The sequence below is a fragment of the Galbitalea soli genome (assembly GCF_010686725.1).
In the GTDB taxonomy this organism is placed as follows: Bacteria; Actinomycetota; Actinomycetes; order Actinomycetales; family Microbacteriaceae; genus Galbitalea; species Galbitalea soli.
The window spans coordinates 547,726-561,206 of the sequence record NZ_JAAGWZ010000001.1; the positions used below are offsets into that span (position 1 = coordinate 547,726).

At 68.0% G+C, this 13,481-nt stretch carries 11 protein-coding genes and 4 tRNA genes; 3 read left to right on the top strand and 12 right to left on the bottom strand.

All coding sequences use genetic code 11. From position 1 onward, the window contains the following. Nucleotides 1–2 precede the first annotated feature (2 nt). The 9 genes from G3T37_RS02565 to G3T37_RS02605 form a co-directional block, all read right to left on the bottom strand. On the bottom strand, nt 3–764 hold the full coding sequence (locus G3T37_RS02565) for a YebC/PmpR family DNA-binding transcriptional regulator (protein ID WP_163471908.1): 762 nt from the start codon (nt 762–764) through the stop codon (nt 3–5). 50 nt (nt 765–814) lie between these two features. Continuing rightward, complete coding sequence (pdxT, locus tag G3T37_RS02570) at nt 815–1,405, bottom strand: pyridoxal 5'-phosphate synthase glutaminase subunit PdxT (protein ID WP_338401152.1); 591 nt, start codon at nt 1,403–1,405, stop codon at nt 815–817. A gap of 10 nt (nt 1,406–1,415) precedes the next feature. Beyond that, the gene (gene pdxS, locus G3T37_RS02575) at nt 1,416–2,327 is read right to left on the bottom strand and encodes a pyridoxal 5'-phosphate synthase lyase subunit PdxS (protein WP_163471910.1); all 912 of its coding nucleotides are present in this window, start codon (nt 2,325–2,327) and stop codon (nt 1,416–1,418) included. Nucleotides 2,328–2,347: 20 nt separating this feature from the next. Next, nucleotides 2,348–2,908: an HIT family protein gene (locus tag G3T37_RS02580; protein ID WP_174247719.1), complete on the bottom strand. Its 561-nt coding sequence runs from the start codon at nt 2,906–2,908 to the stop codon at nt 2,348–2,350. Beyond that, nucleotides 2,908–4,878, bottom strand: a complete 1,971-nt coding sequence (gene thrS / locus G3T37_RS02585) for a threonine--tRNA ligase (protein WP_163471911.1) — start codon at nt 4,876–4,878, stop codon at nt 2,908–2,910. The genes G3T37_RS02580 and thrS overlap by 1 nt, the downstream gene beginning before the upstream one ends. Nucleotides 4,879–4,888: 10 nt before the next feature. Beyond that, nucleotides 4,889–5,959 carry a glycoside hydrolase family 16 protein gene (locus tag G3T37_RS02590; protein ID WP_163471912.1) on the bottom strand — a complete coding sequence of 357 codons (1,071 nt, stop codon included), beginning with the start codon at nt 5,957–5,959 and terminating at the stop codon, nt 4,889–4,891. A 193-nt stretch (nt 5,960–6,152) separates the two neighbouring features. Then, a tRNA-Val gene (locus tag G3T37_RS02595) sits at nt 6,153–6,227 on the bottom strand. A 67-nt stretch (nt 6,228–6,294) separates the two neighbouring features. Then, nucleotides 6,295–6,365: transfer RNA gene (locus G3T37_RS02600), tRNA-Cys, on the bottom strand. Between the two features lie 63 nt (nt 6,366–6,428). Next, nucleotides 6,429–6,500, bottom strand: a tRNA-Gly gene (locus G3T37_RS02605). Between the two features lie 100 nt (nt 6,501–6,600). Here G3T37_RS02605 and G3T37_RS02610 point away from each other — a divergent pair. Then, nucleotides 6,601–6,673 (top strand) — tRNA-Val (locus G3T37_RS02610). Nucleotides 6,674–7,162: 489 nt separating this feature from the next. Then, nucleotides 7,163–8,878, top strand: a complete 1,716-nt coding sequence (locus G3T37_RS02615; protein ID WP_241732066.1) for a phospholipase C — start codon at nt 7,163–7,165, stop codon at nt 8,876–8,878. On the opposite strand, the gene G3T37_RS02620 is transcribed toward G3T37_RS02615, so the two are convergent. The 3 genes from G3T37_RS02620 to G3T37_RS02630 all read right to left on the bottom strand — a co-directional run bounded on the left by G3T37_RS02620 (nt 8,835) and on the right by G3T37_RS02630 (nt 12,006). After that, on the bottom strand, nt 8,835–9,590 hold the full coding sequence (locus tag G3T37_RS02620; RefSeq protein WP_163471913.1) for a DUF2071 domain-containing protein: 756 nt from the start codon (nt 9,588–9,590) through the stop codon (nt 8,835–8,837). The two genes, G3T37_RS02615 and G3T37_RS02620, sit on opposite strands and share 44 nt — an antisense overlap. Beyond that, entirely contained in the window at nt 9,587–10,666 is a 1,080-nt protein-coding gene (locus tag G3T37_RS02625; protein ID WP_163471914.1) for an ammonium transporter, read from the bottom strand. The genes G3T37_RS02620 and G3T37_RS02625 overlap by 4 nt, the downstream gene beginning before the upstream one ends. A gap of 95 nt (nt 10,667–10,761) precedes the next feature. Next, a complete protein-coding gene (locus G3T37_RS02630) occupies nt 10,762–12,006 on the bottom strand; it encodes an ammonium transporter (RefSeq protein WP_163472557.1) in 1,245 nt (414 codons plus the stop codon). 336 nt (nt 12,007–12,342) lie between these two features. Here G3T37_RS02630 and G3T37_RS02635 point away from each other — a divergent pair, with 336 nt between their 5' ends. Further along, nucleotides 12,343–13,467 (top strand): Na+/H+ antiporter NhaA, encoded by a 1,125-nt coding sequence (locus G3T37_RS02635; protein ID WP_163471915.1) that lies wholly within the window; start codon nt 12,343–12,345, stop codon nt 13,465–13,467. Nucleotides 13,468–13,481 lie beyond the last annotated feature (14 nt).

Genomic DNA, 13,481 nt, shown 5'->3' on the forward strand with positions numbered 1-13,481 from the left:
GACTACTCCTCGTCGTCGAGCGCGGCCTGGACCTCAGCGGGGACGTCGAAATTGCCGTACACATTCTGCACGTCGTCGTTGTCTTCGAGGGCGTCGATGAGCTTGAACACCTTGCGCGCCGTCTCGAGATCCACTTCCACGCTCACGCCGGGCACGAACTCGACGTCGGCGGACTCGTAGTCGATCCCCGCCTCCTGCAACGCGCTGCGCGCGGCGACCAGGTCGTGCGGCTCGGTGATGATCTCGAAACCGGGGCCGCGGTCGTTGACCTCCTCGGCACCGGCCTCGAGCACGGCCGCGAGGACCGCGTCCTCGTCGACGCCGTCGGACTTCTCGACGCTGATGACGCCCTTGCGGCTGAAGTTGTAGGCGACGCTGCCCGGGTCGCCCATCGTCCCGCCGTTGCGGGTCATGATCGTGCGCACATCGGCGGCGGCGCGGTTGCGGTTGTCGGTGAGGCACTCGATCAGCAGGGCGACGCCGCCCGCGGCATACCCCTCGTACATGATCGTCTGGTAGTCGACGGCCTCGCCGAGCTGACCGGAGCCGCGCTTGATCGCGCGGTCGATGTTCTCATTGGGAACGGAGGTCTTCTTCGCCTTCTGCACCGCGTCGACGAGGGTCGGGTTGCCCGACAGGTCGGCACCGCCGATCTTCGCGGCGACCTCGATGTTCTTGATGAGCTTGGCGAACGACTTGGCACGGCGCTGGTCTTTGACCGCCTTCTGGTGCTTGGTGGTCGCCCATTTGGAGTGGCCTGACATGAATCTCCTCTAACACGCGCACCGTCACGGCGCTCATTCATTGTAGCCAGCTACTGCGCGGCGACCCGGTCGAGGAAGTACTCGTGGAAGCGGTAGTCCCCGGTGATCTCGGGGTGGAAGGAGGTTCCGAGCAGTGAGCCCTGTTCGACCGCGACGATGCGCGCGTCGTCCAACTGGGCGAGAACACGGACCCCGGCACCGACCGCCTCCACCACGGGGGCGCGGATGAACACCGCGTGCAGGGGCGGATCACCCAGCACCGGCATCTCGAGGTCGACCTCGAAGGACGCGCTCTGGGAGCCGAAGGCGTTGCGTCGCACCTCGATGTCGAGACCGCCGAGAGTCTGCTGGCCCTCGATGCCGTCGCTGATGCGGTCGGCGAGCATGATGAGCCCCGCGCAGGTTCCCCAGACCGGCAGCCCGCGCGCGATAGCGGCCTTCAAGGGCTCGGCCAGCCCGAACGTCCTGCTCAGTTTGTCGATCACGGTCGACTCGCCGCCCGGGATGATCAGCCCGCCGACCTCGGCGAGCTCCTCCGGCCGGCGCACGCCGACGGCTTCAGCGCCGAGTGCCCGAAGGACCTCGATGTGCTCGCGGAAGTCGCCCTGCAGGGCGAGAACCCCGACGGGTCGCGTGGTCACCGGTCGCGGGTCACCAACCGCGCTCGGCGAGACGGTGCGGCGCGGCCAGGTCGGCCACGTTGATGCCGACCATCGCCTCGCCCAGACCGCGCGAGGCATCCGCGATCACCTTCGCGTCATCGAAGAAGGTCGTAGCCTTCACGATCGCCGCGGCGCGCTGGGCCGGGTTGCCGGACTTGAAGATTCCGGAGCCGACGAACACGCCGTCCGCACCGAGCTGCATCATGAGAGCGGCGTCGGCGGGGGTCGCGACTCCGCCCGCGGTGAACAGCACGACGGGAAGCTTGCCGGTCGCCGCGATCTCGGCGACGAGCTCGTACGGCGCCTGCAGCTCCTTGGCGGCGACGTAGAGCTCGTCGCTGGACTTGGCGGTCAGGGCCGCGATCTCGCTCTTGATCGTGCGGATGTGCTTGGTCGCCTCCGAGACGTCGCCGGTGCCGGCCTCGCCCTTGGAGCGGATCATCGCCGCGCCCTCGTTGATGCGGCGGAGCGCCTCACCGAGGTTGGTGGCCCCGCACACGAAGGGGATCGTGAACTTCCACTTGTCGATGTGGTTGACGTAGTCGGCCGGGCTCAGCACCTCGGACTCGTCGATGTAGTCGACACCGAGCGCCTCCAGCACCTGCGCCTCGACGAAGTGACCGATACGCGCCTTCGCCATCACCGGGATGGACACGGCGGCACGGATGCCGTCGATCAGGTCGGGATCGCTCATGCGAGCCACGCCGCCCTGAGCGCGGATGTCGGCGGGAACGCGTTCGAGCGCCATGACGGCGACCGCACCCGCGTCCTCGGCGATCTTCGCCTGGTCGGCGGTGACGACGTCCATGATGACGCCGCCCTTCAGCATCTCGGCAAGCCCGCGCTTGACGCGGCTCGAACCGGTCGTGCCGGCGGTGGTCTCGGTGGTTGTGTCGCTCATGATTCCCAATTCTAGCTGCGTTACGACGCGGGCCAGGCGGCCGCGATCTCGTCCCTGACCTCGCCGAGGAGACGCGGGAGCGCCTTCGTTCCGGCGATGATCGGGAAGAAGTTGGAGTCCTGCGCCCAGCGCGGGACGATGTGCTGGTGGAGGTGCTCGGCGATCCCCGCGCCGGCGATCCGGCCCTGGTTCATTCCGATGTTGACGCCGTCATTGCGAGAGGTCTCGGCGAGCACCCTCATGGCGGTCTGCGTCAGACTAGCGATCTCGTGCACCTCGTCGTCGCTCGCCTCGTCATACGTCGCAACGTGGCGGTAGGGGCAGACGAGCAGATGGCCGCTGTTGTACGGGAAGAGATTGAGCAGCACGTAGGCGTGCGTGCCGCGCGCGACGATCAGGGCCTCGTCATCCGACAGCGCCGGTGCGACGCAGAACGGGCAGGCGTCCGAGCCGGAGTCGCCGTTCTGCCGGATGTAGACCATCCGGTGCGGGGTCCACAGTCGCTGGAAGGCATCCGGCACCGCGGCGAAGCCATCCGACGGCTCCGCGTCGTACTCGCGGCCGTCGATGTCGCGGATCATCAGACCTGCGCCTTGGTGGCGATCGCGGTGGTGATGCGTTCGATCGCCTCCGTGATGGGGATCCCGTTCTCCTGGCTGCCGTCGCGGAAGCGGAAGCTGACGGAGCCGTTCGCACGGTCCTCCTCGCCGGCGATGAGCTGGAAGGGCACCCTGTCTTTCGTGTGCGTGCGGATCTTCTTCGCCATGCGGTCGCTCGACGCATCGAGTTCTGCGCGAACGCCGCGACGACGCAGCTCGGCGATCACGTCGGCGAGGTAGTCCTCGTAGGCCTCGGCGACCGGGATGCCCACCACCTGCACGGGCGAGAGCCAGACCGGGAAGGCGCCGGCGTAGTGTTCGAGCAGGATCGCGAAGAAGCGCTCGATCGACCCGAGCAGAGCGCGGTGGATCATGACCGGTTGCTGCCGGGAGCCGTCGGCTGCCGTGTACTCGAGCTCGAAGAGCTCCGGCTGATTGAAGTCGAGCTGAACCGTCGACAGCTGCCAGGTGCGACCGATCGCGTCGCGTGCCTGCACCGAGATCTTCGGACCGTAGAACGCCGCGCCCCCGGGGTCGGCGACCAGCTCGAGACCGGACTCGGTCGCCACCTGCCGCAGCGTCTCGGTCGCGGCCTCCCACTGGGCGTCGGTTCCCACCGACTTCTCGGGATCGCGCGTCGACAGCTCCAGATAGAAGTCGGAGAGCCCGTACCCGCGCAGGGTCTCGAAGACGAACTCGAGCTGGCTCGCGATCTCGGCCTTCACCTGGTCTTCGGTCACATAGATGTGCGCGTCGTCCTGAGTGAGCCCGCGCACGCGGGTCAGGCCCGACAGCGTGCCGCTCTTCTCGTAGCGGTAGACCGTGCCGAACTCGGCGAGCCGCAGGGGCAGCTCGCGGTAGCTGCGGCCCCGCGCACGGAAGATCAGGTTGTGCATGGGGCAGTTCATGGGCTTGAGGTAGTAGTCCTGCCCCTGGCGCGTGACGTGGCCGTCGGCGTCGACCTCGGCGTCGAGATGCATCGGCGGGAACATGCCCTCCCGGTACCAGTTCAGGTGCTGGCTGATCTCGTAGAGGTGTCCCTTGGTGATGTGGGGCGTGTTGACGAGGTCGTAGCCGTGCGCAAGCAGTCGCTCGCGCATGTAGTTCTCGATCTCCGCCCGGATGATCCCGCCCTTCGGGTGGAACACGGCGAGACCGGAGCCGATCTCGTCGGGGAAGGAGAAGAGATCGAGTTCGGAGCCGAGGCGGCGGTGGTCGCGGCGGAGCGCCTCGGCCTGGCGTTCCTGATACGCGCGCAGGTCATCCTTGCTCGCCCAGGCGGTGCCGTAGATGCGCTGCAGTTGCTTGTTCTTCTCCGAGCCGCGCCAGTAGGCGGCGGCGTTGCGCAGAAGCGCGGAGCCGTTGCCGATCATCCGCGTGTTCGGCAGGTGCGGGCCGCGGCAGAGGTCCTTCCAGATCACTTCGCCCGTGCGGGGGTCGGTGTTGTCGTAGATCGTGAGCTCGGCACCGCCGACCTCGACGGACTCGTTGTCATCGGTGCTGCCCGCGCCCTCACCGACGTGTCCCTTCAACCCGATCAGTTCGAGTTTGTAGGGTTCGGAGGCGAGTTCGCTGCGTGCCTCATCCTCGGTCACGACGCGTCGCACGAAGCGCTGCCCCTGCCGGATGATGCGATCCATCGCCTTCTCGATCGCCTTCAGGTCATCCGGGGTGAAGGGCTCGGCGACGTCGAAGTCGTAGTAGAAGCCGTCGGTGATCGGTGGGCCGATGCCGAGCTTCGCCTCGGGGTTGATGGATTGCACGGCCTGCGCCATCACGTGCGCGGTGGAGTGCCGGAGGATGCTGAGCCCGTCCGGCGAGTCGATCGTGACCGGTTCGACCGAATCACCGTCGGTGACCGTCGCCGCGAGGTCCCTCAGCTCACCGTTGACGCGCATCGCGACAACAGATCGGTCGGTGAACAACTCAAAGCCGGTCGACGGGGCACTCATTCTCACGAGTTTAGTCGCGAGCCACGCGTCGCCGTTTCACGCCGAACACCGCCGATCGTGGCAGTGCGGCCGGGGCCACGGCGCTACCTCCGCGCCGGATCGTGGGAGCCACGGCAGCGCTCAGGCGCATCGCGGAGACGGAGTCCACGACCATCGGCGACCCCGAGGTCGTGGGGTTCGCGAGGCTGTTGCAGCCGCACTCGCCGTCGGGGAACGCCCCGCCGATGGCGACATCGAGGATGATGAACCAGCCGTGATCGACGGCGGCGCTCCACACCGCGGTGCCCACCTGCGACTCGTTGATCGTCTTCACGACCACGCCGTCCCTCAGGAACCGCAGCTGCTCCGCCGAGGTGTCGCGCCGATCGATGACCACGCCGTAGCTGTGGAAACCGGTACGACATCCCGAACAGGGAATCAGTCCGCTGCCGAGACCGGTGGGCTCATTGCACGGCGGTCGCTGCCAGGCGCCGCAGTGCAGGGTCGCGGCGGTCGCGTCGCGTCCGTTGACGCTCTCCATCATGTCGAGTTCGCCACCGGCGGGCCAGTTGGTGCCGCCGATCGGGCGGGAGTCGGCTCCGAGCGCCCAGAAGGCGGGCCAATAGCCGCTCGCGTCCGCCGGGTCGGGCAGCATGATGGACGCGCTCAGATACAGCTCTCCGCCCGCGGGAGCGCTCAGGTCCGTGCGCGCGGTCTCGATCCTTCCCGAGGTCCACTCCCCCGATGAGTCGCGAACGGGAGTGATGAGGAGATGGCCCTGGCCGTCGTGGCGCACGTTCGCCGTCGAATCGCTCGCGTACTCGACCTCCCCGTTGCCCCAGAGAGCGGGACCATTGCTGTAGCCGTGGCCGATGTCGTAGATCCAGTCCGCGCTCAGGCGGCTGCCTGCCGCGAGGCTGAAGTCGTCGCGGAACAGCGTCGACCACTGCGCTCCCGGGGAGGCGACCGTCGCTCCCGCGGGCGGAGCCGGCGAACAGGAGGCGGCTGTGACGACGAGCGCCGCCGTGATCGCCGCGAGAAGCGCGGCCCTGCGGCCGCGCGTGCTGATGTGTGTGGCCGCCCCCGCGGCATGACGAATCACCGTGAATCACTCCCCCGAGCGCGCGACCCGACACCCCCCGGAGTCGAAAGTGGTCGACGCACCCCGACGGTAATCCGCGCCGAGCCGACGTCACAAGAGGGGACGCCGCCGGATGGCCAACTGGGGCGTCATCAGCACAAACTGGGGCGCGGTGCCGCACAACAAAAAACCCCTCGCGAGGAGGGGAATCTTGTGGTGGGCGGTACTGGGATCGAACCAGCGACCTCTTCCGTGTCAGGGAAGCGCGCTACCGCTGCGCCAACCGCCCGGGGTGAGTGACTCTGTACTGCGTGTCGAGCTACCGACAATCGTGCCCAACTGGGGACGCGATGTCGAGGTGGCGACGGGATTCGAACCCGTGTGGACGGCTTTGCAGGCCGCTGCCTCGCCTCTCGGCCACGCCACCATGGTGGGCTCTCACCCGCCTACGCCCTTCACAGAAGGGAGTCTCGGCGTGAGACTTCACTCGAGCGGATGACGAGATTCGAACTCGCGACCCTCACCTTGGCAAGGTGATGCGCTACCACTGCGCCACATCCGCATGCCCACATTTCTGTGTGCCTTGAAACCATAGCTGATGTTTCCAGAGAGAGCCAATTCGTGACGGCGGGTCGTAAAGCTGTGGCAGGATATTCGAGTCAGGGCGATTGGCGCAGTTGGTAGCGCGCTTCCTTCACACGGAAGAGGTCATCGGTTCGAGTCCGGTATCGCCCACGTATTATTTGGTTCGCCGCCGCCCCTGCGGCGAACGACTGCGCTCCTTGCCCGCTGGAGAGCGGGCAGTAGCGGTTTGGTTCGCCGCCGCTCCTGCGGCGAACGATTGCGCTCCTTGCCCGCTGGAAAGCGGGCAGTCGCGGGTTTGGTTCGCCGCCGCCCCTGCGGCGAACGACTGCGCTTCTCGCCCGTCGGATGACGGGCGCTCGCGGGTTCGGTTCGCCGCCGCCCCTGCGGCGAACGACTGCGCTTCTCGCCCGTCGGATGACGGGCGCTCGCGGGTTCGGTTCGCCGCGGCCCCTGCGGCGAACGGGCGCGCTTGCCGCCGTCTGGTGCGGCCGCAATCCCCCGTTGGGTGTCGGCGCGGCGAGTCTCCAGTGAACTCTCGATGAACTCTGCGCGGGCGACGCGACAGACCGTTCCACGGGGCACGGTCGCGGCGTAGCGTCACGCTGTGCAGCTCGTCCCCCACACGAAAGAGAGCAGTTCATGACGCACCACTCCGGTCGCCGCGCCCTCGCGCGCCGTCCCCTGCGGATGATCGCCGCGGGCTTCACGGCCCTCGCCGCCGTCGCCCTCAGCGTCGGCACCGCATCCGCCACCGCCGTCGCCTCCCCCGGCCTCCCCGCCGCGTCAGCCGCGCACAGCAGGACGGCCACTCCGATCAAGCACCTCGTCGTGATCTTCGGCGAGAACGTCTCCTTCGACCACTACTTCGGCACCTACCCGGTGGCGGCGAACACCGACGGCACCGCGTTCACGGCGGCCCGGACGACTCCGATCCCGAACAACTACCTCAGCCACCCCAGCCTGCTGACCGCCAATCCGAATCTCGCGAACCCGGCCCGGCTGGGCGCGAGCCAGGCGGTGACGTGCGACCAGGATCACAACTACGTCGACGAGCAGAAGGCGTTCGACGGCGGCCTGATGGACCAGTTCGTGCAGCACACGAACGTCGAGAACTGCGCCGGGTCGAGCGCCGCCGGCCCGATCGTCACCACGCCGGGACTCGTCATGGACTACTACGACGGCAACACGGTGACGGGCCTGTGGAACTATGCCCAGCACTACGCGATGAGTGACAACAGCTACGGCACGACGTTCGGTCCGTCCACCCCGGGCGCGCTCAACCTCGTCTCCGGCCAGACCCACGGCGGCATCGCGCTGAACCCCTCGACCGGCGCGTACCAGGCGAGCAGCTACGCCATCCAGTCGCCCGACCCGGTGACGCACATCGGCACGGTGACGGCCGACCCCGACCCGTTCTACGACGACTGCTCGAACAGCGACCACAACCCCGCCAAGAACGCCAATTCCACCGTCGCGATGACGGGAACCAACATCGGCGACCTGCTGAACGCGAAGCACGTGACCTGGGGTTGGTTCCAGGGCGGGTTCACCCCGAGCACGCCCGCGACGGCGACCACCCTCGCGAAGTGCGGCGGCACGACGCACAGCAACATCGCCGGAGTGACCTCGGTCGACTATTCGCCGCACCACTCCCCGTTCCAGTACTACGCGTCGACCTCGAACCCGCACCACCTGCCGCCGAGCTCGATGGGGATGATCGGCCGCACCGATCAGGCCAACCACCAGTACGACCTCTCGAGCTTCAGCGCCGCCCTGTCGGCAGACAATCTGCCCTCGGTATCGTTCCTCAAGGCCGCCGAGTACCAGGACGGCCACGCCGGCTACTCCGACCCGATCGATGAGCAGCACTTCCTCGTCTCGACCATCAACGCGATCGAATCGTCACCGGAGTGGTCCAGCACCGCGATCGTGCTCGCCTACGACGACTCGGATGGGTGGTACGACCACGTTGCGTCGGTCATCCGCCACGGTTCGGCAGACACGAACGTCAACCAGGCCACCGACCCCGCCCTCGCCACGAGCGACCAGCCGCTGTGCCTCGACGGGCCGCGGGCCAGTGCCGGATACGAGGACCGCTGCGGTCCCGGCCCGCGACTGCCCTTCCTCGTGATCTCGCCCTACACGCGGCCGAACACGATCAGCCACACCCCCATCGAACAGGCCTCCATCACCCGGTTCATCGAGAACAACTGGGGCACGGGCCGCATCGGCGATCAGTCGTTCGACGCCCGGGCGGGCTCACTCTCGTCGCTGTTCGACTTCGGTCACCCGCAGCGACGCACCCTCCTGCTCAATCCGGACGGCTCGGTTCAGCAGTCGGGTTCCTCGCGCTGAGGATCGATCCGAACCGCGTGGTGACGCCCGCGGAGTAGAGCACGGAATCGGGTGCCCGGCCGACCCGGCCGGGCACCCCTGCTTTCTCCAGGAGGGTGTCATCAATGGAGACGAGCTCGGCGGACTGCAGCCGCCAGCTCTCGTGGGTATTGCGAAGCAGGATCGTGCGGCCGAAGCGCGTCTCGAACAGCGCCCAGCGCGCCGTGAGGAAGCGCGAGAGCTCGGTGTCGACGATCTCGTGGCCTGGCCGCACCACGAAGTCGGTGCGCGCGGAGCGGTCGCCGTGCCGGCGCGAGCGGTAGCGCAGGCCGGCGGGCTCGGCGTCGAGAGCCGTCGCCGACCACTCGTAGGGAAGCGAGAACAGGGCGCGTGCGCCCAGGACGGCCAGCAGCCGCGACGCCTCGAGCGATGCGAAGACGACACCTCGTCGTCCCCATCGATCTACTCCGTACAGCCTCACGTTGATCTCCGCGAAGCTGCCGAAGAACGGCACGGGTGGACTGCCCAGAACGGTTGCGCGATCGAGCCAGAAACCGATGAGCCCGACCCAGCTCGACCCGTCGAACTCGTCCGGCGTGATCCCCGCCGGCAGGAGCGGCGCGACCGCCGCCGGATCGACCCGCCAGTGGACGAAGCTCACCCGCGACCAGCGCTGGCTCGCACTCGTGCGCCCCGGCACGGGCGGTGCCGTCGGGAGGATCGGCTCGATCACGACGCCGCCCGCTCGCGCACCCGGGCCGCCTCGCGACGCGCCGCCCCACGAACGGCGAGCCAGAGGACGATCGACACTCCGCCCGACCAGACGACCGTGGTTAGGAGTCCCAGGAACTGCACCCTGATCAGGTCGGTCTGCCCGTTGTAGATGAACCCGAAATCGGTGCCGAAGAGGCCCACCATGAGCAGCCCGATCACCGCGGCCATCAGGTGCGCCGCCACGATGAACCAGGCGTGGCGACCCGTGCGCTCGTAGCGACGGAAGAAGAAGAGCGCCGAGGCGAAGCCGGCCGCCGCACCCGTGACTCCGGCCCAGAGCGCCGTGAACGATGCGGCCCCCGCCGAAATCGCGACGAGACCGCTGACCAGTCCGGCGACCGCCGTCGTCGCTGTCGTCGTTGCGCTGCGGATCCGCTGCACGACGAGCCACGCGATCGAGCCGAAGACGGGCGCGACGATCGCATTGAGCACGATACGCGGCGTCACGACCGAGTCCACGCCGAGTTCGAGGCCAGCGAGGCAGAGGATTCCGCACACCCAGATGACAAGACCGGAGAGGAGCAGCAGCCAGGAGTGGGGGCGGGCGTGGGATCGGTCATCCACCGACCACCCCCGGGCCACGGTCAGCACCACGATGGCGCCCGCGCCGACGGCCGCGTGCACCGGGAGCGCGCCGCCCAGGTCGAGCGGACCGTCTGCCGGGCCGAGCCCGACGGCGGCGGGGAACAGCACCACGACGGCGATGGGCACGAACACCACGAGCGTCCAGGCGAGTGAGAACAGCAGAGCCGGCAGGACGCGCGCGGTCGTGTCGCGCACGGTCAGACTCGCCAGAAACCCGCTCAGAGCGGCGAGGGAGGCGGTGGGGAGCTGAAGCGGGGCTCCGGCGACCTCCGGGATGAACGCGCTCACGACGAGCCAGAGCGCGAAGGCCGAGAGGGCGATGGATGCCGTGAGCAAAGCGGATGACCGCGCTCCGGTGTGATCGAGGAACTCGCGGTAAAGGCTCGACAGGGCGGGGATGAGTGCGAGGATCGCGAGCGTGCAGGCGATCGTCAGCGTCGGATGCGGCACCCGGGTTCCCCTCCCACTTCCCTCACGATCCCAGCCTACGTCGGCACGCAGAAACGGGGTGCCGCCGCAGCGACACCCCGTTCCAGGATTCTCGATCAGTCGACGAGCGCGTAGCCCTCTTCGCCGTGAACGACGGTGTCGACACCGGCGACCTCGTCCTCGTTCGTGATGCGGAAGCCCATGGTCTTCTGGATGACCCAGCCGATCGCGTAGGCAAGCACGAAGGAGTAGATGAGGACTCCGAAGGCACCGAGCGCCTGAGCGCCCAGCTGGTAGAAGCTGCCGCTGTCGATGAGGCCGATGCCCGAACCGAAGATGCCGATGTACAGCGTGCCCACGAGGCCGCCGACGAGGTGGATGCCCACCACGTCGAGCGAGTCGTCGAAGCCGAGCTTGAACTTCAGGTCGATCGCGAAGGCGCAGACGACGCCGACGAGGATACCGAGGACGATGGCCCAACCCGGCGTGAGGATGTTACAGGCCGGGGTGATGGCGACGAGGCCGGCCACCGCACCGGAAGCCGCACCGATCGAGGTGGGCTTGCCGTCCTTGAACTTCTCGACGACGAGCCAGCCGAGGATACCGGCGGCGGGAGCGACCATCGTGTTGATCCAGGCGAGAGCGGAGATGCCATCGGCAGCGCCCTCCGAGCCGGCGTTGAAGCCGAACCAGCCGAACCACAGCAGCGCGGCACCGAGGAGGGTGAGCGGCACGTTGTGAGGCTTGGTCATGCCCTTCGCGAAGCCGACGCGCTTGCCGAGGACGAGCGCGAGGGCGAGACCCGCAGCACCGGCGTTGATGTGAACGGCGGTTCCACCGGCGAAGTCGTTGACGCCGAGGCCGAACACCGACCAGCCACCGTCGGAGTAGCCGTGCGGGCCCTTGCCGATGGTGAAGTTGAACACCCAGCTGGCGACCGGGAAGTAGACGAGGGTCGCCCACACACCGGCGAACACCATCCACGGGCCGAACTTGGCGCGGTCAGCGATCGCACCAGAGATCAGCGCGACCGTGATGATCGCGAACGTCGCCTGGAAGCCGGCGAAGGCGAGGCCGTGGATGTCGGTCGTCATGTTGCCGACCGCGGTGCCGCCGCTGAAGGAGATCTCCTTGTGGAGGAGGAAGTCTGCGAACGGGTTCGCGAGAACGTGAGGGATCAGCCAGTCCGAACCCGAGCTGAAGGACATCGAGTAGCCGTAGATGACCCACAGCACTCCGACGAGTCCCATCGCTCCGAAGCTCATCATCATCATGCTGATAACGCTCTTCGCCTTGACCATGCCGCCGTAGAAGAACGCGACGCCCGGGGTCATCAGCAAGACGAGTGCGGCTGCCACCATCAACCAGAGCGAATTCAGGTTGTTGGTGATGGCATCCGTGGTAGCCGAAAGCTCGACCATAGTGATTGGTTACCTCTCTCTAGGGGAAGCACCGTCGGCTGAGCAGATGAGATCGTGGATCAAAGCCTCGGGTACGCCCCCTATCTTGGGGCCCGCAGATTTCGCCGGGCATGTTGCCGTGTTTCGGGTGCGTTACGCGGGCCCCGGTCATGTAAACATCGTGTTTCAGGAGGCCGCGCATCCTCTTCCAGTCCTCGCCCCCCGCTTGACGCGCCCACCGCCCCGATCCGGCCGCGAGTAAGGATGACCGGCGCTCGCTCGTAGAGTGGAGTCACCATGCACATCCTCCGCTCCGAACGCGTGGCCGCGCTCCTCCTGATCACGGCGGCGGCCCTGGGGATCCTGCTGGCCAACACCCCGCTCGGTCCCGGCCTCGTCGCACTCAAAAGCGCGCACCCCGGATGGCCGGTCTTCGATCTGTCGCTCGGCCACTGGGTCACCGACGGACTGCTCGCGATCTTCTTCTTCCTCGCCGCGATCGAGTTGAAGCACGAGCTCACCCACGGCGAACTCGACTCGCCGCGCAAGGCGTTGGTTCCGGCGGTGGCCGCCGTCGGCGGAGTTGTCACCCCGGCTGTCGTCTACCTTGCAGTCGTACAGGGAGGTTCGCTCGCGAGCGGCTGGCCCATCCCGACCGCCACCGACATCGCGTTCGCGCTCGGCGTGCTCGCCCTCGTGGGGCGACGGATGCCGAGTCGCGTCCGCGCCCTCCTCCTCGCCCTCGCGGTGATCGACGACCTGATCGCTATCGTCATCATCGCCGTCTTCTTCACGGCCGGGCTCGCCCTCGTGCCGCTCCTCGCGGCGATCCCGGTCGTGGCACTGTTCGGCTGGCTGTCGACGCGGGCGGGGCGCGGCAGGCCGCTCGTGACGGTCGCGCTGATCATCCTCGGCGTCGCGGCGTGGGCGCTCGTCGCGCTGTCGGGCATCCATCCCACGATCGCGGGTGTCGCACTGGGCCTGGCGATGGCGGGCCGCCCGGCCCACGCCACGCGTCACGCTCTCGAACCGGTGTCGAACGGCGTGATCCTGCCGATCTTCGCGTTCGTCGCGGCTCTCGTCATCATTCCGAGCGGCGGCACGAGCGTGTTCGGCCGCCTGTTCTGGGCCATCGCGATCGCGCTTCCGCTCGGAAAACTGGTCGGGATCGTCGGCGGCGCCGTTCTGGCGCAGCGCCTGGGTCGCGTCAGGAACGGTGTGGCGCTCGGCGATCTGGTCGCCGTCGCCGGGCTCGGCGGAATCGGCTTCACGGTGTCGCTCCTCATGAACGAGCTCGCCTGGAAGGGCGACGGGGCCGAGGTCACCGAGGGCACGGTCGCGGTACTCGTCGCCTCGGTGGTCGCTGCGGTGATCGGCGGCGCGCTCACGATCTGGCGCGGACGCCGGAGCTCGCGGTCCTGACCTCGCCCCGCGGG

Excerpts from the sequence above, each read along its gene's own strand:
- G3T37_RS02565 (WP_163471908.1), bottom strand. The coding sequence starts at position 764 with ATGTCAGGCCACTCCAAATGGGCGACCACCAAGCACCAGAAGGCGGTC.
- pdxS (WP_163471910.1), bottom strand. The coding sequence starts at position 2,327 with ATGAGCGACACAACCACCGAGACCACCGCCGGCACGACCGGTTCGAGC.
- G3T37_RS02580 (WP_174247719.1), bottom strand. The coding sequence starts at position 2,908 with ATGATCCGCGACATCGACGGCCGCGAGTACGACGCGGAGCCGTCGGAT.
- thrS (WP_163471911.1), bottom strand. The coding sequence starts at position 4,878 with ATGAGTGCCCCGTCGACCGGCTTTGAGTTGTTCACCGACCGATCTGTT.
- G3T37_RS02615 (WP_241732066.1), top strand. The coding sequence starts at position 7,163 with ATGACGCACCACTCCGGTCGCCGCGCCCTCGCGCGCCGTCCCCTGCGG.
- G3T37_RS02630 (WP_163472557.1), bottom strand. The coding sequence starts at position 12,006 with ATGGTGGCAGCCGCACTCGTCTTGCTGATGACCCCGGGCGTCGCGTTC.
- G3T37_RS02635 (WP_163471915.1), top strand. The coding sequence starts at position 12,343 with ATGCACATCCTCCGCTCCGAACGCGTGGCCGCGCTCCTCCTGATCACG.